The 19995-nt window shown below is 48.8% G+C and carries 15 protein-coding genes; 12 read left to right on the top strand and 3 right to left on the bottom strand.

What is annotated here, in order from left to right; translation table 11 throughout:
* Positions 1 to 7: 7 nt before the first annotated feature.
* On the top strand, positions 8 to 1210 hold the full coding sequence (locus SPIRS_RS20135; RefSeq protein ID WP_013256538.1) for a pyridoxal phosphate-dependent aminotransferase: 1203 nt from the start codon (positions 8 to 10) through the stop codon (positions 1208 to 1210).
* Here SPIRS_RS20135 and SPIRS_RS20130 read toward each other — a convergent pair.
* A complete protein-coding gene (locus tag SPIRS_RS20130; protein ID WP_013256537.1) occupies positions 1200 to 4142 on the bottom strand; it encodes a PEP/pyruvate-binding domain-containing protein in 2943 nt (980 codons plus the stop codon). The two genes, SPIRS_RS20135 and SPIRS_RS20130, sit on opposite strands and share 11 nt — an antisense overlap.
* Before the next feature lie 210 nt (positions 4143 to 4352).
* Here SPIRS_RS20130 and gdhA point away from each other — a divergent pair, with 210 nt between their 5' ends.
* The gene (gene gdhA, locus SPIRS_RS20125) at positions 4353 to 5690 is read left to right on the top strand and encodes an NADP-specific glutamate dehydrogenase (protein ID WP_013256536.1); all 1338 of its coding nucleotides are present in this window, start codon (positions 4353 to 4355) and stop codon (positions 5688 to 5690) included.
* Between the two features lie 109 nt (positions 5691 to 5799).
* On the opposite strand, the gene SPIRS_RS20120 is transcribed toward gdhA, so the two are convergent.
* Both SPIRS_RS20120 and SPIRS_RS20115 read right to left on the bottom strand, forming a co-directional pair.
* Positions 5800 to 6918, bottom strand: coding sequence for a hypothetical protein (locus tag SPIRS_RS20120; RefSeq protein WP_013256535.1), 1119 nt, complete (start codon positions 6916 to 6918; stop codon positions 5800 to 5802).
* Between the two features lie 89 nt (positions 6919 to 7007).
* The gene (locus tag SPIRS_RS20115) at positions 7008 to 8099 is read right to left on the bottom strand and encodes a pyridoxal-phosphate dependent enzyme (RefSeq protein WP_245537638.1); all 1092 of its coding nucleotides are present in this window, start codon (positions 8097 to 8099) and stop codon (positions 7008 to 7010) included.
* Between the two features lie 116 nt (positions 8100 to 8215).
* On the opposite strand from SPIRS_RS20115, the gene SPIRS_RS20110 reads away from it, so the two are divergent.
* The 10 genes from SPIRS_RS20110 to ablB all read left to right on the top strand — a co-directional run bounded on the left by SPIRS_RS20110 (position 8216) and on the right by ablB (position 19905).
* Entirely contained in the window at positions 8216 to 9376 is a 1161-nt protein-coding gene (locus tag SPIRS_RS20110; protein WP_013256533.1) for an AAA family ATPase, read from the top strand.
* Positions 9377 to 9387: 11 nt separating this feature from the next.
* The gene (locus SPIRS_RS20105) at positions 9388 to 11490 is read left to right on the top strand and encodes an ATP-binding protein (protein ID WP_013256532.1); all 2103 of its coding nucleotides are present in this window, start codon (positions 9388 to 9390) and stop codon (positions 11488 to 11490) included.
* Positions 11487 to 12161 carry a response regulator gene (locus tag SPIRS_RS20100; protein ID WP_013256531.1) on the top strand — a complete coding sequence of 225 codons (675 nt, stop codon included), beginning with the start codon at positions 11487 to 11489 and terminating at the stop codon, positions 12159 to 12161. The genes SPIRS_RS20105 and SPIRS_RS20100 overlap by 4 nt, the downstream gene beginning before the upstream one ends.
* A gap of 100 nt (positions 12162 to 12261) precedes the next feature.
* The gene (locus SPIRS_RS20095; RefSeq protein WP_013256530.1) at positions 12262 to 12714 is read left to right on the top strand and encodes a PTS sugar transporter subunit IIA; all 453 of its coding nucleotides are present in this window, start codon (positions 12262 to 12264) and stop codon (positions 12712 to 12714) included.
* A gap of 15 nt (positions 12715 to 12729) precedes the next feature.
* Positions 12730 to 13962: a cation:proton antiporter gene (locus SPIRS_RS20090; protein ID WP_013256529.1), complete on the top strand. Its 1233-nt coding sequence runs from the start codon at positions 12730 to 12732 to the stop codon at positions 13960 to 13962.
* A gap of 1 nt (position 13963) precedes the next feature.
* Positions 13964 to 14320 carry a hypothetical protein gene (locus SPIRS_RS20085; protein ID WP_013256528.1) on the top strand — a complete coding sequence of 119 codons (357 nt, stop codon included), beginning with the start codon at positions 13964 to 13966 and terminating at the stop codon, positions 14318 to 14320.
* A complete protein-coding gene (locus SPIRS_RS20080) occupies positions 14320 to 15615 on the top strand; it encodes a hexokinase family protein (RefSeq protein ID WP_013256527.1) in 1296 nt (431 codons plus the stop codon). Before SPIRS_RS20085 ends, SPIRS_RS20080 begins: the two co-directional genes overlap by 1 nt.
* A 198-nt stretch (positions 15616 to 15813) precedes the next feature.
* The gene (locus tag SPIRS_RS20075; protein ID WP_013256526.1) at positions 15814 to 17583 is read left to right on the top strand and encodes a formate--tetrahydrofolate ligase; all 1770 of its coding nucleotides are present in this window, start codon (positions 15814 to 15816) and stop codon (positions 17581 to 17583) included.
* Positions 17584 to 17708: 125 nt separating this feature from the next.
* Positions 17709 to 19019 (top strand): lysine 2,3-aminomutase, encoded by a 1311-nt coding sequence (kamA, locus tag SPIRS_RS20070; RefSeq protein ID WP_013256525.1) that lies wholly within the window; start codon positions 17709 to 17711, stop codon positions 19017 to 19019.
* Positions 19012 to 19905 carry a putative beta-lysine N-acetyltransferase gene (gene ablB, locus SPIRS_RS20065; RefSeq protein ID WP_013256524.1) on the top strand — a complete coding sequence of 298 codons (894 nt, stop codon included), beginning with the start codon at positions 19012 to 19014 and terminating at the stop codon, positions 19903 to 19905. The genes kamA and ablB overlap by 8 nt, the downstream gene beginning before the upstream one ends.
* Positions 19906 to 19995: the final 90 nt, after the last annotated feature.

The following is a 19995-nucleotide window of genomic DNA, read 5'->3' as shown; positions in this document are numbered from 1 at the left end:
GGTACTCATGGGAACACTGCCCCTTTCTAACCGCAACAATCAAATGCAAGAGAGCTCTATTCGTAAATTGGCTCCTTACGCCGATGCGGCCAAGGCGGCAGGCGTTGCCGTATACCATCTCAATATTGGACAGCCGGATATAAAAACGCCGGATGCCATGGTAAAGGCCTACACCGAGGCACCGGATATTATTGCCTACGGGCCTTCTCCAGGAGTCGAAAGTTACAGGCGCAAACTTGTCGATTACTATCGGACTATTGGTGTTCATGTCGGTGCCGACGATATCTTCGTTACCACCGGTGGAAGCGAAGCCTTGATTTTTGCCATGATGGCCGTCCTCTCTCCGGGGGATGAACTGATCATTGCCGAGCCCTATTACACCAATTACAACGGTTTTGCCGTTATGGCCGGGGCGTCGATAGTGCCTGTTACGGCCACCATCGACGATGGATTTCGTCTTCCTTCTATCGAAGCTTTTGAGGCTGTCATTACTGAACGGAGTAGGGCAATTCTGATTACCTCTCCGGGAAACCCCACCGGCGCCATTTTTACCCGCCCGCAACTTGAGCAGCTGGCTGCTTTCGCCAAACGGCACAATCTCTTTGTGCTTAGCGACGAGGTCTACCGCGATTTTTTCTACGGAGAGGAAAAGCCTGCTTCGATTCTTTCCATTCCCGGGCTGGAAGAACACGCTATCATGATCGACTCGGTGAGTAAGCGCTTCTCTGCCTGTGGAGCAAGGATTGGGGCTTTGGTGACGAAAAACCCTGATATCTACTCTTTGGTCATGAAGTTCGGGCAGGCCCGCCTCTGTCCTCCGGCTGTTGAGCAAATTGCCGCCGAGCGGGCTTTGGATACACCACCCGAATACCTGCGGGATGTTGTGGCAGAATATAAGCTTCGCCGGGACCTTGCTGTTGAAGCCTTGTCGAAGATCGACGGCGTTGTGGTCAAAAAACCCGAAGGAGCCTTTTACTTGATTGCTCAGCTTCCGGTAGAGGACGCGGAAGCCTTCGCCATGTGGCTTCTCCGTGATTTTCGTCTAAACGGAGCCACCACTATGGTGGCTCCCGCCGCAGGATTTTACGCAAGCCCGGGGCTGGGAAAGAATCAAATCAGAATCGCCTATGTCTTAAATCGGGAAGCACTCGCGAATGCTATTCATATTATCGACGAGGGGTTGAAGGAGTACCGCCGGCTTAAAGGGTAATTAATCCCCTTCCGGTCTTTCCGTCGATCTTTACCGTTAGGGGGGATGAGAAGCGTATGTGTCGCAGGAATTCATCCTCCTTGGCGGCTTTCATCTTGTTGAGATGCTCGACATTGAAAAGTCCGTCGTCCATAAAGGGATTGATGGTGAGGTAGGCATTTCTCAGGCTTGTGATGTTCTGAAAAAAATGGGTGCCCTGGCTCGGATCCACCCTGAAATTTTTCAGTCCCGACTCCACAATGACCCGGGCATTGGATATTTGACTCCAGTTGATGGGGATACCCAGCCACCTGTCGCTTGATCCGAGTCGACCGGGAACCACAAGAATGTATCCCCTATCTTCATCATCCAACGCTGCATTGATCTCGGCTATGCTTGTTGCCATCTCCTTTGTCTTGGAGGGATCGAAACGGTCCGGGTTGATATAGACGAAATCACGAATTTCCCGGTAGTTACCGTTCCCCATCGCTTTGTTGCTAAAGACAAGAGCCGTTTTGGGATCAGGTTCTTCGATCACCAGATCCTCGGCCTCTGCGTTTTCGACAATTGGTCTGATTTGTAGGAAGCTGAAGGTCGGAAGCCTTCCTCCTACCGGCTTTAGGTTGACGGCGAACTCTATTTCAATGGGAACGTTCATGGCCTGTTTACCCATCTTCAGCAATTCCGTAATGATGTCGGCCAAGGGAAACATGCCGTAGCGGAGGATACCGGAGAAGGTAAGAACCCTTGGGCCTTTGTATCCGCTGCCGTCCCGCAGTATATGATTTTCCATGTCGTAGGTGGAGGCGAGATTCTTCAGCATCCCATCCTCTTCTGCAGCGGAGAGTTCCAGGCTGATGATGTTGGATTCTTCTTTGTGGGTAACAGAGAAGGATTCGGAATCCATGGAGAGGGCGAAAAAGCTTTTCTGAGTCTCCTTCATGGCTGTTTTGGTATCGGAAAGTTGAATAATCTTTTTGGGGTAACGGGGGCTGAACCTAAGAGAGATCCCACCCTCCACAACGGTTTTCCCCAAGCCTAACGCAATGTTGACGATCCCGTCTTCCGGTTTCTCATTTTCGATTGGGTAGAAATTGAGACTACGGGCAACACCTGAAATATGAGGATAACAACGATCATTATGAACGGAACCGGTTATTTCCTGGATAATGACTGCCATCTTTTCTTCCTCAACCAGATTGTTTGTAGCACGCATGTAGTCTTTGCTTGCCTGGTAGTAGGTCGAAGCAAAAACGCACCGTATCGCTTCGGCAAGATCCTGAAATCTTCGAGAGAGATCTGTGTGGTTGTTTGGAAGCATAAAGGTGGAGTAAATACCGGCAAAGGGTTGGTAGTGGCTGTCCTCCAACAGACTGGAAGAGCGGACGGCTATGGGCTTGTGTACCACCTGAAGAAGGGCTGAAAGGTCTTCGCTTATCTTTACCGGCAGCTTTGCGGTAAGAAATGCTTCGAGAATTTCTTTGTCGCTGTGATCGGAGAGGGCTATATCGTAAAGTCTGTTTGTCTCCATGAATTCTTCGAATATTTCGGTGGTCAACACGACCGTCCGGGGAATCGATACGATAACCCCGGGATATTTTATGTTGAGCCGCTTCTGTTTCAGCTGTAAATCGATAAAGGCAAGACCTCGGCCCTTGCCCCCCAGGCTGCCGTTTCCGATCCTGCTGAATAGGGATAACTCGTCGAACCGATCCCGCTGGAATTCGGCTATAGTACCGCGTCCCTCCTGGGTGCGAAACTGTTTTATCGCACCAATGATAAAGTCACGAAGCTCTTGTGCGTGGTCGAAATCCGAAAGTTGTTTGGGACGGAGGTATTCGGCAAGAGAAAAAAGCGCACGTGCTTTGAGCCACTTCGATATATCGTTGTTATTCACATGGGCAACAAAAGAATCATCGGGAATTTCCGCGATGCGGTGTTGGAGCTCCCAGAGATCATGGGCTCGCATGATAGGAGCCTGGGTTTCCGGATCCCGAAAGACAAAGTCTCCAAAGCCGTAGTTTGATCTGATATACTCTTCCAGCTCTTTGAGCAATCCCTTGGAGTGTTTGTAGATGAAGGAGGTCTGATGGCTCTCGGCATCCTTTATATGCTCCTGGTGACTCGACTGAAGAAGGATGGGGAGTTCTCGATTTTCTTTCCGGATATGTTCGCATAGTTTAAGCCCGGCGGAACGATCGATTACTCCCTCTTTTTTGTACGTAACATCGGTGATAATGCCGAGAAGATTGCTTTTGTAGGCCTCATAAAGGGCTATAGCCTCTTCATAGTTCCTTGCCAAGAGAATTTTCGGACGTCCCCTCATGCGCATGGTTTGCTGCCACTCGTTGAGTCCCTCGGTCATGAGACATCGGGCCTGACTAAAAAGAGTCTGATAGATCATGGGGAGATAGCTTGAATAGTATCGTACCGAATCCTCTACCAGAATGATTGTCTGAACCCCGGCAGTAGCCACATCGTCGGCAACATTCATTCTATCTTCTATCAATTTTACCATTGCCAGAAGGATATTCGGATTACCCTGCCAGCTGAAAATATAATCAATGGATGATATATCTTCATTGTGAAGGCGTTGCATCGTTTCTCGTGTCGAGATCGGTGTAAGAACAATGATGGGTTTATTTGGATATTTGGCCTTAATCCGTTTCGCGAGATCAATGGCATTCAAATCCCCGATGTTCAACATGGTAATGACCAGATCGAAATGGCGTTTTTCGAGCATGGCAAAGGCGTCTTTTGCGGAAGATGCTTGGGTAAATTTCGGTGGATAGCGAAGATTCAGGCTGACATATTCCTGAAACAGCAACTCGTCGATTCTTCCATCCTCTTCGAGCATAAATTTATCGTAGGGGCTGCAGACCAGCAATATATCCGCAACTCGCTTTTGCATGAGAAGTTTAAAAGATGTCTCTCTAAAAAAATATTGTTCCATAGTGATCTGAAGAGTATCATATTTGACTGTCGGATGCGAGACTTATATCTGTTGTGAGAAACCGCTATTTTTAAAACCATTCTTGCGTAAATAAATGATTATAAAGCCGTAAATTAACAAAATACGAAATAATACTTGACTGCGTTTGTTTTGAGCGTTAGAGTAACAACGTGTCCCAACGCCAAGAGACATACCGTATGGAGGACGAGAGTGTACAACATAAAAGAATTTATGGCCGAGCTTGAAAAAAAGAATCCGGCCGAACCTGAATTTATTCAGGCTGTTCAGGAAGTAATAGAATCGGTTATCGATGTTGTAAACGATAATCCGGCATATCTGAATGCGAAAATACTTGAACGGATTACCGAACCGGATCGCATCTACACCTTCAAGGTTGAATGGGAAGATGATAACGGGGATGTTCAGGTAAATCGTGGCTATCGTGTACAGTTCAATAACGCTATCGGTCCGTATAAAGGCGGTTTGCGTTTCCACCCCAGCGTGACATTGGGTACGCTGAAATTCCTTGGTTTCGAGCAGACCTTTAAAAATAGTCTGACGACCCTTCCGATGGGAGGTGCAAAAGGGGGAAGTGATTTCAACCCCAAAGGAAAAAGCGATAATGAAATTATGCGTTTCTGCCGCAGCTTCATGACAAGCCTCTGGCGTTACATTGGTCCCGAAACCGATGTACCTGCAGGCGATATCGGTGTCGGCGGCAGGGAAATCGGATACCTTTACGGACAATATAAACGCCTCCAGTTGGTAAATGCCGGCGTGTTGACAGGAAAAGGAAGGAACTGGGGCGGTTCTTTGATCAGGCCGGAAGCCACCGGTTTCGGTTCGATGTATTTTACTCGGCAGATGGTGGAAAGTACCGGAGAATCCATGAAAGGCAAGAGAATTGCTGTTTCCGGATTCGGCAACGTCGCCTGGGGTGCCTGTATGAAGGCTTCCGAACTGGGGGCGAAGGTCCTTACCATTTCGGGGCCCGATGGATATATTCTCGACGAAGCGGGAGTCAATACCCAGGAGAAATGGGACTACATGCTTGAACTGCGCGCCAGCAATAACGACGTGGTTGAGCCTTATGCCGCTAAGTTTGGTGCAAAGTTTTTCCCCGGAAAGCGTCCTTGGGATGTTCCCGTAGACATTGCTGTCCCCTGTGCCATCCAGAATGAGCTGCACGGAGATGATGCAGACAAACTGATGGCAAACGGTGTCAAATTCGTGGTCGAGACCAGTAATATGGGTTGTACCGCAGAGGCTGTAGAAAAATTCCTTGCAGCGAAAGTCCCCTTTGTTCCTGGAAAGGCCGCTAATGCTGGCGGGGTTGCTGTTTCCGGTTTGGAGATGAGCCAGAACTCCATGAAACTTTCCTGGCCCGCCGAAGAGGTGGATGAAAAGTTGAAACGGATCATGGGAGACATCCATGATGCTTGTGTCCGTGAGGGACGTACTGAGGATGGATACATCAATTATGTAAAGGGAGCGAATATCGCCGGTTTCAAGAAAGTGGCCGATGCGATGCTCGATCTCGGTTACTAATTTTTTGTTTGGCGAATAATGCCCCCGAAAGAGGGTACGTACGCTCTGCCGTTCGGTCGTTGATCGAACGGCTTTCTTACTGTCCGGAATCGTGGTGATTCCTTTACCTTTAAGCCCATGCATAAGAGGGCAGATAGTCAATCACCCACCGTAAGGGTGTAGGAATACACCTGACCCACAGCTCCCTCCCACTCCGATTCATGGGCTGATTCCGTAAGAAAAACCTCCGCCTACTGTAAAGAGTCCTCAGCTCGGATGCTATCCTCTTCCCCTCTATCCCAGCCACCACCCCATGTGTCTGCCCCCGCTTCTCATCCTTTCCCCCAACCCGATAGGGCTTCATAAAGTTGTGATAATACCGGTAGATCTCAAGCCGCTCCAGCATGTTCACCGTACTCCTTGCAAACTGGACCGTCTGCCTCACATGATCCGAGTCATCCTTCCGTATCTCCCTGTCAAGATAATTCACACTAAAGAGGGGATTACACAGATCCCGAACCCTCTTCGAGCTGATCCTGTGGTGCTCTATCCTCCCTGCCACCTCTGCCGGTAGTCCCTTCATCACCCTTTTGTATTGCGTATGCTCATCGGTATACAACTTCACCCTATCCCTCTCCGATTGCTCGGTCAGGGCAAGCACCTTTGCCACGACATTCTGAAAGGACTGATAAACACTTCCTCTATAGACCTTTAGCTTCTCCTTGATCACCCTGTTTTTCTTCTTCTGATAGCAGGTCATACGTCCCTTTCTGGTCAGCTGTGCATAGTCGGAGAGGAACCAGAACTGGGAGTCTTTTCCTGCCAGGATGTGGATGTTGTTGGGGAGGTACTGGGAACAGACGAAGCTTTCAAAGCCGTCTGCGACCAGGTCTTCGTGGAGGTTCATGTCTGAGGTGAGGGAGGCGGAAGAGGCAAGGCACTGGTGGGAAAGGCGACGGATACGGTCTGAGACGGTGGAGCATGAGACCTTAAGGATACGGGAGAGGTCTCTGATACCGGAGCTGGTGACGAGGTGAGAGAGGATGGTTGTGTAGGGGAGGTGGAAATGGGTCCAGTAGTCGATGCTGAAGGTGCGAGTGGAGAAGGAGAGGTGGCAGGTTTTGCATTTGAACTTTTGGATACGGGGAGAGGTTTGGGTAGAGTAGGAACCTGTTCTAAAGAACCAGTGGCCTTTTGGAGAGAAGTGATTGAGGCAATGGGGATTGGGGCAGAAGGGGGGAAGGAACATGGGAAACTCCTTTTTCGTATTGTTCTTACTATAAGTAACTACGAGAAAAGGAGATTTTATTCATTTTCCACCACGATTCCGGACAGTAGTTACTGTTTACGGCCAGTAAGGATTGCCACATAACGATCTCCCGGAAGCGGCTCCTCTTTATGCCGCTTCAACATGGCAATCAAACCCGCAGTAGACGCAGGAAGGACATTTAGCCCCTCTTTCTCCCGAATGATCCTTGCAAAGGCAACCATCTCCTTATCGGTGGCATCCATGGCCCAACCTCTGGAGTTGTAAATCGACGAAAGTGCCTGATCTCCATCGATAGAGTGCCAGTTTATCAGTGGTTCATTAACCGCTGACTCATGTATCGAATCGGGAGCAAGATCAGAACATTCTGAAAGACCGCTTTTAAAGGCTTTGATGATCGGGTTTTTTTTGGTTGCAGAGCCTGCGATCAATTTCGGCATTCTACTCGTTTTTCCTCTTCTGTATAGACTGATGAAACCGCGTTGTATTCCCGCCAGGGTTGATCCATTTGAAACGGGGATTGCAACGGCAGCGGGAGCATCACGAAGCTCGTCGTACAATTCATAGGCAATCTGGCCATAGGCTTCCATTTGTAACACTGAGTTTGTATCTCCCGGGTTTGCATCGTAGATATCCTTTTCCGTCGCATATTCCCGACATCGGTCTACAGCATCTTCGTAGTCTCCCGGCGTTCGGATGATTTCCACGCCGTATCCTTCCATCTCGCTAATTCTACGGGTTTTATAGCTCTGAGGAATAAATGCCGTACAGGAAAGTCCCGCGAGCCGGGCGGCAAAGGCCATGGCTCCTCCGTAATTTCCGCAAGTTGCTATGGCGATACCACTATAACCTCGACGCATTGCATCGCGAACATGGGCAAAGGCAATCCGGTCTTTTTGAGTTCCCGATGGATTTCCTCCCTCGAATTTTAGATAGAGCTGCCTGAGTCCGAATTCCCGTTCGATGTTTCTCGCCCGAAGCAGAAGGGTATCTCCGACTTCTGAATCGATGATATCTTCAAAGGCTGATATACGTTCCTGAATGGGACGATCATGGTCTGAGGCAATGGCTGCTGCATCGTAGATGGCTTCCTGGATCTCCGGGAAGGCGTTCGAAGCGTCTGCAAGGAGATCAAAGGTTTGATACTCCGATCGATTTTCCATGGGGCCGATTATATGGTCTTTCTTCAATTTTGGCGAGATGATCATGTTTGTACTTTGTTGTTTTTCTGCATTACTATTATGTGTAAGCTAAATGATTTCTTTGGAGGAGGTCCGATATGGCGCCGAAGATCATCTATATTACCGGATTTCGACAACATGCGGGAAAGACGGTAACCAGTCTTGGTCTTATTCATCTTCTCAAGCGATGCTATCCACCGGAGAAGATAGGATATATCAAGCCGGTGGGACAGGAGCTTGTCGAGCTTGCCTCCGGGTTTACCGTTGATAAGGATGTAAAGATTGTGACGGCGTTTACCGGGATCGATGATGCCGAGACGGAATTTGCTTCTCCTGTTCAGCTTCGTTCCGGCTTTACGAAGGCCTATATCGCTAATCCCGATCGTGAAATGGTCACGATGGAACTTCGCGAGGATATTATGAAAGCAATGGCCCATTTTGCCTCAATGGATGTCGTTGTAGCCGAAGGAACGGGGCATCCCGGGGTTGGCGGCATCATAGGCCTTTCAAATGCGGAAGTCGGAAAGCTGCTTGGAGCGGATGTGGTCTTCCTTTCTGGGGGAGGAATCGGCAAGGCTCTGGATATGCTGGAGGTTGATCTTACGTACTTTATGCATAAAGGGTGCAATGTTCGTGGCATTATCTTTAATAAGATATTACCGGATAAGATTGATCAATCTCGCCGTTATCTTACTGAAGAGCTTCTGCGTAGGGCCTATCCCGGTTTTTCAGAGCCGCTTCGAATCCTTGGTTTTCTTCCTGTGATGTCGGATTTGCCAAATCCTTCAATGGATCTTATCAGGCGGAAGCTTAAAGACGCAGAGGTAGTGGGGGATTGTAAAGAAAAAAGCTGGCACAGGTCCTGCCGAAGTGTCCGGATTATTAGTCTGCGTACCGAATACCTCGATCTCGCTCGCTATATTGGCCCCGGGGATCTCATCATTATAGGATCTGGTTCTACCGAAAGGCTCCGAAAAGTCTTGGAACATAACGCGAAGCTTACCGATCCTGTCGGCGGGATCATCATAACCTGTAAGGATGATGCGGCCCTTGATCCCGAGGTACACCGTATGCTCGAAGAAGCGGATATCCCGACGCTTCTTATTGACCTTGATACTGCCGGAACCGAACAGCGGGTGATGCAAGTCTTTGAGAACACGAAGCTGCAACTGTACGATAATGATAAGTATCAGAAAATATGTTCTCTTTTCGAAGAATATTTCGACTTTGAAAAATTTCGGGAGTTGTTTCTCCCATGAGGGGATAGAGCATGAATCTGCTTTCCCTTGCTTCCTATACTGGATTTCTTGTTTCGATGGTGGCGGGGATTGATGGGCTTCGACGAAACTCCAAAACGATGAAGGGGGTGCTCTTTTTCCTTTTTTCGCTTTCGGTTGGGATATGGTGCTTGGGGTATGCTTTTTTATATGCGGCCGACAACGAAACCTTTGCCTGGTTCTGGTACCGTTTGACCGCTCCTAGCTGGTGTTTCCTCCCTGCGTTGGTTTTTCATTTTGTCATGATACTTACCGAAGTAAAAGGCCTGAGAAAAAGCGTTACGTCGTTCTTGTATCTGATTGCCTTGGTTTTTTCATGGAAGGCGCTCACCGGCGTGCTTATGGCAAAAGAGTTTCTCTTTCGTCCCGATGCCTTTGCCACCATTGAAGTCCACGCGGTAGATTCCCCCTGGTACCGAGCATATCTTGTTTACCAGATTGGATCATTATCGGCAGGCTTCTTTCTTCTTATCAAATGGCGTATGCGGACGAATGTGGTGCGCTTTAAGAAGCAGGCCAATTTGATTATTGGTTTTTTTCTTGCTACGCTTCTGTTTTTGAATGCCCTTAGTTTTCTTCCTTCTTTTTCTTCTTCTCCATGGCCGAATATCGCACCAGCCGTTTTGGTCCTTATCATGATCGGTACATGGTATGCAATCACCCGCTACCGCATGCTTGATGTCACTCCTGAACTTGCCGCCGGTTATATTATGTCCAAAATGCTCGATGGTGTTTTGTTGGTGGATGCTGCTGGTACTATCCGTGATGCCAATAATCGTATCCTTGAAATGCTTAGAATCCGTCGGAGAGCACTTATTGGGCAGAGACTCATTCGTCTTTTCCCTACAACGGATTCTTTTGATCCCATGACCGAGTTTGATATCGATAAACTTGATTCGACGGCAACCCTGGAACGCGAGGTTTTATGTGGCTTTTCTCTGGAAGATGCAATACCGGTACTGGCTGCCTTTTCTCTGCTTCTTGATTCTGCCGGTGAAGTCGGAGGAGCCGTAGTTGTTGTTCACGACCTTCGGTTTCGTCGGGAACTGGAGACGGCTAAACTAGAGGCGGAGAAGGCCGATCGGGCAAAAGCGCGTTTTCTTGCTCATATGAGTCACGACATCAAAACTCCGCTGAACAGCATTATCGGATATGCACAGCTTTTGGTTTCCGATGATGAACTTTCTTCCCGTAATCGACGTTTGAGTATCAGTATTTGCGAGAGTGGTAATCACCTGCTCGAGCTTCTTAGCGACATCCTCGATGCTACGCAGATGGAAGCGGGAAGGATGGTCATAGAGCGAAAGGGTTTTTCTTTTAGAAATCTCCTGAGAGAGATTGCAATAGGCTACCGCCTTACGGCAAAAAGGCATGGACTTGATTTTCGGGTTTACCTCGGACCAAATCTTCCTATGTTCTTGCTTGGTGACAAAAAGAGGATTTTGCAGATATTGAACAATATTCTTTCGAATGCCGTAAAATATACCCCTGTGGGAGGGCGGGTGGAATGCGAGGTGGGAACCTCTTCCGATGAAACAAGTGCCGCCCGGGTCCTCCGCATCATCGTGAGCGATACGGGGCCGGGTATTTCCGAAGAATTGCAGAAAAGCATATTTGAGCCTTTTGCCCGAGGAGCGGAATATGCCGGCAGGGTTGAGGGGCAGGGCCTTGGCCTGACCATCAGTCGTGAGCTTACCAGAATGATGGGAGGAATCCTTGAATACCGGGATGCCGAGATTGGGGGGAGCTCCTTCATCTTTACAATTCCTGTTGAAATCTGTGATAAAAAAAACGATGCTCAATGGTGTGAGGAGGCTTTTGTGCATAGCACCGAACAATATCGCATGGGAATTGACTCTCGTGTTCCCATTGCAGATCTTTTGCCTTCGGAGATTCCTGCTGTTTCTGTTCTTGGGCAGATGCGTTCTCTCATCGGTGATGGAGATGTCGGTGCCTTTATCGAATTTGTCGACGGACATGGGAAAAATCGTTTCCCTGAATTCTTCAACTACTTTCGTACTTTGGCGGAAGGCTTTCAAATTCACCGTATTCAGGATGAGCTTGAAATCTTTATGTCCTCGGAGAGAGAGCGATGAATGATGACATCATCAATGTTTTGATTATCGATGATACTCCGATTAACCTTGCCTTGCTGCACGATGTGCTGGAGGTTAATGGCTGCAAGGTCTTTGTCGCTCAGGACGGACGAAAGGGGGCTGAGCTTGCAAAGAATCGGCAACCGGACATTGTTCTTCTTGATGTCATGATGCCCGATTTCGACGGCTTTGAAACCTGCCGACTTTTACAAAGTGATGAACACACCAAAGATATTCCCGTGATCTTTCTTTCTGCTCTTTCCGATATGGAAAGCACATTAAAAGGGTTTCGTGCTGGGGCTGTGGATTATGTAACCAAACCCCTCAGACAGGAAGAGGTCCTCGCACGGATACAGGTACAGGTTGAATTGAAGCGGAGCCGTGAGCGTATCCGTGAACTGGAACGAAGGAATACCGTTCTTGCCATGGCGGTCACAACGGCCCATGAAATAACACAGCCCCTGACTATTTTGAAAGGTGCTCTTGATTTACTTTCCATGGAAATCGAGGTCCATGATATATCGAGAGCCATGGAATATGTCGATCGCTGCCGGACGGCTGCGGCCCGCATAGAACGACTTATGGAGAAGTATCGATCAGATGTAGGTGTCGGTATCGGAGAATATGGGGGCGGGAGTTCGATGGTTCTTTTCCCGGAAAAGTCGGATTAGCATTTGAATGGGTTGTTGGATGCGATAGCTTGCTTGACACTGCCGGAGCAAGATTCTACTATTTTCCAGTCCCCATCTGGGGATGACAAGGGGTTTATACATGAAGAAGCTGTATGAGTATCTCGATGAGAAAAATATGCTCTTTACCGATTCATCGGTGAAGGATGACATTTTGGAAACGATGGTTGATGTCTGTTTCTCCGCGGGGAAGGTGAAGGACCTTGAGGAGTTCAAGACTGCCATCTTTGAACGAGAAGCGATCATGAGCACAGGGATCGGTCTTGGAATAGCGGTCCCTCATGCAAAGATCGGGTGTGTTGAAGATTTTTTTATTACCGTCGCCATCCTTGGAGAAGAGGTGGACTGGGGCGCCATCGATGATAAACCTGTCTCTATTGTCTTCCTTATTGGCGGCCCGGAAAATCAGCAAACCGAGTATCTTGGGATACTTTCGAAAATTGTTCTATTTACGAAGAGTGAAACAAGAAGAAAGGCCCTATCCTCGGCTACGACACCGGAAGAGGTTATCAAAATCTTTCGTCCTCTTAACTGACGGGTATTGTTTGTTATGGAATTGAACGTATTTCTCTATCTGTCGGCAATATTTCTTGCCGCCTTCGTCATGAAAGGAGTTACAGGGAAGCTGAAAATTCCCGAAGTAACAGGATACGTATTGGTCGGCGTCATGCTTGGTGTGTCGGTCTTACGGCTCCTCTCTTCCTCGGTCCTTGACCACCTTTCCTCGGTTTCCACCATTGCTCTTGGCATTATTGCCTTTATCATCGGTGTGGAGCTTCGGATTGACGTGATCAAGAAACTTGGAAAGACGATCCTTTTTATTGTTTTGTTTGAATGTCTGACCGCCTTTGCCTTTGTTTACATTGGTATTATGCTGCTTTTCCCTGGAAACCCCGAGACGGCGCTTTTGTTGGGGGCCGTTGCCTCTGCCACGGCCCCGGCCGCCACCGTTGCCGTTATTAAGCAGTATGGTGCCAAAGGGCCCCTTACCAGTACCATCATGGCGGTTGTCGGTATTGATGACGCGATGGCGCTTATTATCTATGTTATCGCGTCCGCTTTTGTTAAGGCGTCCATCATCGGTGGACAGGTTCACGTATCGAAGATTATCCTTTCCACTCTCGTCTCGATCGGAGAATCTCTGGCCCTTGGCGTCTTCGCTGCTTTTCTGTTCGGTAGTATATTGAAAAAGAGTAGAAGCACCGATTGGATCAGACTGTTACTTGCCGCTACGATTCTGGGGCTCCTGGGGCTAAGTGAACTGCTGGGGTGTTCCGAGTTGCTGGCGGTTATGGTATTTGGTGCCATGATGATTAATCGTTTCCCGGTGCTTGGAAAAAAGAGTAGTTCAATCATCGACGACTTAAGTCCTTACTTCCTTGCCGCTTTTTTTATCCTTGGAGGAGCTCATCTTGATCTCCGTTCGATCAGCAAGATCGGTATCATGGGATTGGCCTATTTCGGACTGAGGAGCTGTGGTAAAATCGGAGGGGCTTCGCTGGGAGCGATACTTGGCAAAGCACCGAAGAATGTTCGTAATAATATCGGCCTGGCGCTTCTGCCTCAGGTGGGAGTAGCCCTTGCCCTTGCCTTGTCGATTAATAAAGAGTTCACCAAGCCTGAATATGGTTCGGCCGGTGCTGGGATGGCTAGTGCCATCATTAATATATTGCTTTTTACCACGGTGATAACCGAAGTGGTTGGACCGTTGCTGACGCGTTTCGCCTTGCGAAGGTCCGGGGAAGCGAAGGGTTCTTCAGATCACGCTCCCCAAGGAGGATGAAATGTACTATATGATTCTTGAGGTAGCCGATTCCGATTTGAAAGAGGATATTTTTCTTGCTCTTCAGAGTATCGGGATCACTCATGCTTCCACTTTTGACGGACAGGATATTTCCGGAGCACTTTCCGATGAATTGAATCTTTTTTCGGGTTTCTTTCGCGGAGATAAAATCGAGCGCGGAGAGCTGATGGTGATCACGGCCCAGGTTCGAACGAGGGAGCAGGTTCGGGACTTACTTACCAACCTCCGGGAAGCGGAAATTGACATCGATCGTCAGGACATCATTAATCTGACACTTATTCCCGCAGTCATGACCTTCTCAAGCCATCATGGCTTCTTCGAGGAAGGAGACAGCTGATGAAGGATATCGACGGGTTCCTTGCCGAGAAGGGACTGCTTCCCGAGAGCGTTTCTTTCGAAGAGGGGGTTGCGGGATTTCTCACTGAAATGGAAAGAGGGCTTCAGGGCGAATCCTCAAGCCTTGCCATGATCCCTGCCTGGGTTGCCGCCGAGGGTGAGGTGCCGAAGGGGAAGCCCGTAATCGTCCTTGATGCGGGTGGAACAAATTTTCGTTCGGCTACCTTTCACTTCAATAGCGATGGAGAGCCGGTGATGGAGCATTTCTCGAAGAGTGCGATGCCTGGAACCGGGGGGCCTGTCGGGCGGGAATCTTTTTTCGAGCAGATTGCCGAAAAGATGGAATCATCCGTAGCCGATGCCGATACCATCGGATTTTGTTTTTCCTATCCCACGGAAATTCTGCCCAATAGAGACGGGCGTCTCATTCGTTTCACCAAGGAAGTTGAAGCGCCGGAGGTAGAGGGCGCTCTCATCGGAGAGTCCCTTAACCGGGCGTTGCTGAAACGGTACGGTACTTCGCCGAAGCAGATTACGGTCCTTAACGATACCGTTGCAACAATGCTTGCGGGGAAGGCCAGAAGCGGAGAAGGGCGTTACTCAGGGTATATCGGTTTTATCTTCGGGACGGGAACCAATTGTTCATATCTGGAACGGACCGAGGCTATTGGAACCCTCAAGGCGCCTGCTCCCGGGGCCTATATGGCCATCAACATGGAGACCGGGGGATATGCTGGTTTCCTCGGAGGCGAGATCGACCGTGATTTTTTTGCCTCCACCGATAAACCTGACTTATTCCATTTTGAGAAGATGATATCCGGAGCCTATCTGGGCCCCCTTTGCCTTGCTGCTGCGGTGCGTGCTTCGAAAGAGGGGCTTTTTTCCGCTTCCCTTGCGGACTATTTTCAGGCAAAGCAATCAATGACTACGGTGGAGATGGATCGTTACCTTCACGAACCACGGGATCGTGAGCATCCTTTTTTTCAGAAGGCCTCAAACGATGAAGATCGGAAGAATCTTTTCCTCTTGTTTGATTCCATTGTTGCCAGGGCCGCGAAGCTTGCCGCCATCAGTTTGGCTGCGGTTGTGTTGAAAACCGGAGAAGGGAAAGATCCAACTGTTCCTGTTGCCATTGTTGCCGACGGAACCACCTTTTATAAGACCTGGGCCCTTGCCGAACGAACCCGATGTTATCTTTTTCGTGAGCTGACCGAGAAACATGGCCGTTATGTACGATTCCTTTCTGTTGATAATGCACCGGTGATAGGTGCCGCCGTTGCTGGTTTGCTTAATTAGAGAATACGGTAAAAAAATACTGGTAAATTATTGAAAATGTAAAAAAGTTTGTATTTTTTTGATGTAAAATTCTTTTTTCTGCTTTTTTTGTTGCCATTTGTCTCACTTTGTTGCATAATTGACACTACAAAACCCAAAGCAGGTGTATAGCGACCAATTTATTTGTTCTCCCTTTGTGGAGAATCAAAAGGAGGCACTATGGCGAAAAAGCTTGATCCGACTATTATGCAAGATTGGGAGATTGCCGCAGAAGCTGAAAAAAGTATGAAACCTATTCAGCAGCTGGCTGAAGAATTTGGGGTCTTAACCGAAGAGCTTCTTCCCTACGGCCATTATCTGGGAAAACTTGATTACCGAAAGATTCTTTCTCGTCTGGTCGATAGGCCGAATGGGAAGTATGTCGATGTTACCGCTATAACTCCGACACCCCTTGGGGAGGGGAAAACCACAACGACCATGGGGCTTGTCGAAGGGCTTGGTCTTCTCGGAAAAAAAGTTTCGGGAGCAATCAGGCAGCCTTCCGGTGGACCCACCTTTAATATCAAGGGATCGGCTGCCGGCGGCGGTTTGAGCCTTTGTGTGCCGATGACGGAATTCAGTCTCGGCCTTACCGGGGATATTGATACCATCACTAATGCACACAATCTTGCTATGGTGGCAATGACGGCCAGAATGCAGCATGAGTTTAATTATGGTGATGATGTTTTAGAAAGAAAGAAGCTAAAGCGACTTAATATCGATCCCTATAATCCCGCAATTGGATGGGCCATTGATTTTTCCGCCCAGGCGCTCAGGGAGATCATCATTGGAATTGGCGACAAGATGGACGGCTTTATGATGAAGAGCGGTTTTCAGATTACCGTCTCTTCGGAATTGATGGCCATTCTTGCCGTTGCCAGGGATTTAAAAGATCTTCGAAGTCGTATCGCCCGTATGCAGATTGCTTGGGACCGAAAAGGCAATCCTGTTACTGCCGCGGACCTCGAAGTGGACGGTGCCATGACAGCCATCATGGTGAAGGCGATGGATCCGACCCTTATGCAGACCATTGAAGGGCAGCCTGTACTTGTTCATGCCGGCCCCTTTGCCAACATTGCCATTGGGCAATCCTCCATTATTGCGGATCGTATCGGTTTGAAACTTTCGGAATACCATGTAACCGAGAGTGGATTCGGTGCGGATATTGGATTTGAGAAGTTCTGGAATCTTAAGTGCCGCTACAGCGGTTTCGTGCCCGATGCCGCCGTTATCGTTGCCACGATCAGAGCCTTAAAGATGCATGGCGGAGGCCCCAGGGTTACGCCGGGAAAGCCCCTTGATGAGGCCTACACCAGTGAAAATGTTGCGCTTGTTGAGAAGGGATGTGAGAATCTTATTGCCCATATTGAGAATGTCAAAAAAAGTGGTATCACACCGGTGGTTTGCATCAACCATTTTTATATGGATAGCGAAAAGGAGATTGCTGCGGTTAGGAAAGCGGCCGAAGAAGCGGGTGCCAGAGTTGCTCTTTCCAGGCATTGGGAATTAGGGGGCGAAGGGGCCAAAGATCTTGCCGGTGCGGTTGTCGAGGCTTGCGAAGAGAAGAGCGACTTCCGGTTCCTGTATGAAACCTCTATGCCTCAAAAGCAACGGATAGAACTCATTGCCCGAGAAATCTACGGTGCAGAGGCTGTCTCCTATACGCCGGAAGCGGATGCGAAGCTTCGCCGGATTCAGGATGATACTAATCTCGCTTCCATGGGGACCTGTATGGTGAAGACCCAGTTGAGTCTCTCCCACGATCCGGAACTGAAAGGCCGGCCAAAGGGATGGACCCTTCCCGTTACGGATGTTCTTGTCTATCAGGGAGCCGAACTTATCGTTCCCGTTGCGGGCGGAATAAAGCTCTTACCGGGTACTGCATCGGACCCGGCCTTTCGCCGGATAGATGTAGATACCGAGACCGGCAAGGTTACCGGACTGTTCTGATCGTTTTGCGGGAAGAAAGCACCAATGGCTGCTTTCTTCCCGCTTTTTTTTCTCCCATTTGCTTACAGTACTAAATAATTGACCTGCGTATATTATTCCTATATACTGCTCTCTAAGGAGCAAATATGATTAAATTCCCCAAGAAACAGAGCGATCTAGCTGAAAAAATAGATAATGGAGCCGGTTTTACCAAATGGAGAGATTGGCGATGGCAGTTGAAACATTCAATACGAAGTATATCAAGCTTTGAGACCCTTACCGGAATACAATTTGATAAAGATAAGCGGCAAGAACTCGAGGCAACGGTAGCCCAATTTCCCCTTTCTATTACTCCCTATTACCTCAGCCTGATTGAGAAGGATGATTACCAAAACGATCCCATTTTCCTTCAATCCTTTGCCGATCCCAGGGAGTTGGTGGTCCAGAAGTGGGAACGGGAAGATCCTCTTCATGAAGATAAGGATAGTCCTGTGGAGGGGCTAACCCACCGTTATCCAGATCGGGTTCTTTTCCATGTCAGCAATATATGTTCCATGTATTGCCGCCACTGTACCAGAAAGCGAAAAGTAGGTGATGTCGATTCCATTCCAAATAAAAATCAGATCAGGAAGGGTATTGATTATATTCGAAATACTCCATCGGTCCGTGATGTCCTGCTTTCCGGCGGCGATCCTCTTATGCTTGACGACGACTATCTCGATTGGATTCTGACTGAACTACGCAGGATCGAGCATGTTGAAATTGTTAGAATTGGGAGCCGCATGCCTGTGGTCTTACCCTATCGTGTCACCGATGATCTGGTTTTGATGCTCAAGAAGCATCATCCGGTCTGGCTTAACACCCATTTCAATCATCCTAGAGAGCTGACACATGCAAGTAGGACCGCCCTCGCAAAGCTTGCCGATGCAGGGATTCCTCTGGGAAACCAATCGGTACTGCTTGCCGGGGTGAACGATTGCCCCAGACTCATGAAAACCCTTGTGCAGAAGCTGGTTTATTCCAGAGTCAGACCCTACTATCTGTATCAGTGCGATCTCTCCGAAGGGCTTACCCACTTTCGGACCCCGGTGGGAAAGGGGATTGAAATTCTCGAAAGTCTGATCGGACATACCTCCGGTTTTTCCGTTCCCACCTATGTGATCGATGCCCCGGGAGGCGGGGGAAAGATCCCGATCATGCCGAACTATCTTTTGAGCTGGTCCCCCAACAAGGTCGTGCTTCGTAACTATGAGGGTGTTATTACTACCTATCGTGAGCCCGAGCAATATCACAACCCAGGCTGTGACGGTACGTGTGAAGAGTGCACCCTTCAATTGAAATTTGCCGATGCCGAAGAGCGAAACGCCATCGGTATCGAAAAGCTTCTCTCTGAATGGGACGAAACCTATTCCCTTACCCCTGAAGATAATGAAAGGATCGGTCGACGCAATGAATGATGTTATGCAGCAGCTTGAGGGGGCTCTGATCCAACACGGCCCCGACGGAGATCGTATCTATCTCATGGCCTTGGCCGACGAGGCCTCCGCCACGATAGCCATGCAAAAGGATGAACGGCTTATAGCTTCACTTCTGATTCTCTATCGTGAACGTGGTTATTCAAAAATATTTGCCAAGGTTCCCATGAAACGGGTTGTTCCCTTCCTGCTGGCCGGCTTTTGCATGGAATCAACCGTCCCGCGGCTTTTTCGAGGTCAGGACGATGTCGCCTTTCTTGCCTACTATGGTGAAGAAGGGAAGGGGAGAGGGATGTCGCAACGTAGACAAGTCGATAGAGAAGAAATGAGATCCTTCCAAAGCCTGCTTGCACAGGTGGAACAGGTATCGTTTCCTCCTCTCGCTGGACGGTTTCGATGGTTCCATTGTGTTCCCGATGATATTCCGGAGATGGCGGAACTGTACGGTCGGGTCTTTGACCGTTACCCGTTTCCAATTGATAGCCCCGCATATCTGAAGAAGACTATGGAAAGCCATGTCAAGTATTTGGGTATTAGAGATAGAGAAGACAGGAGGCTGATCGCTCTTGCCTCGGTCGAATATCACGCTTTTTCCCGTTGTGTAGAAATGACCGATTTCGCAGTACTTCCCGAAGCCAGGGGGGCAGGCCTTGCTCTTTTTCTCCTCGGACGCATGGAACAGGAAACAGTGGAGAAAAAGATACCGGTAGCCTACACCATCGCCAGGCTGAAGAGCCTCGGCATGAATGCAACTTTCCTCAAAGGGGGCTATCACTATGCCGGGACTCTACCGAACAATACCTTCATCGGCGGTGGACTGGAAAGCATGAATGTCTATTATAAGGTGCTTCTGCCCGCTTGCCGATGACGTTCTTTCCCGCTTACTCTTTTTGTAGTGTTTCGAATCCTGGTGGTCAAAGCATCCCAATTCTTTTTCTTCCCATCAATTACAAGAGTA

Origin of the sequence: Sediminispirochaeta smaragdinae DSM 11293 (assembly GCF_000143985.1) — a bacterium.
Lineage (GTDB): Bacteria > Spirochaetota > Spirochaetia > DSM-16054 > Sediminispirochaetaceae > Sediminispirochaeta > Sediminispirochaeta smaragdinae.
The sequence above is the reverse complement of the archived record's forward strand: the minus strand, read 5'-3'. Positions and strand labels throughout refer to the sequence as shown.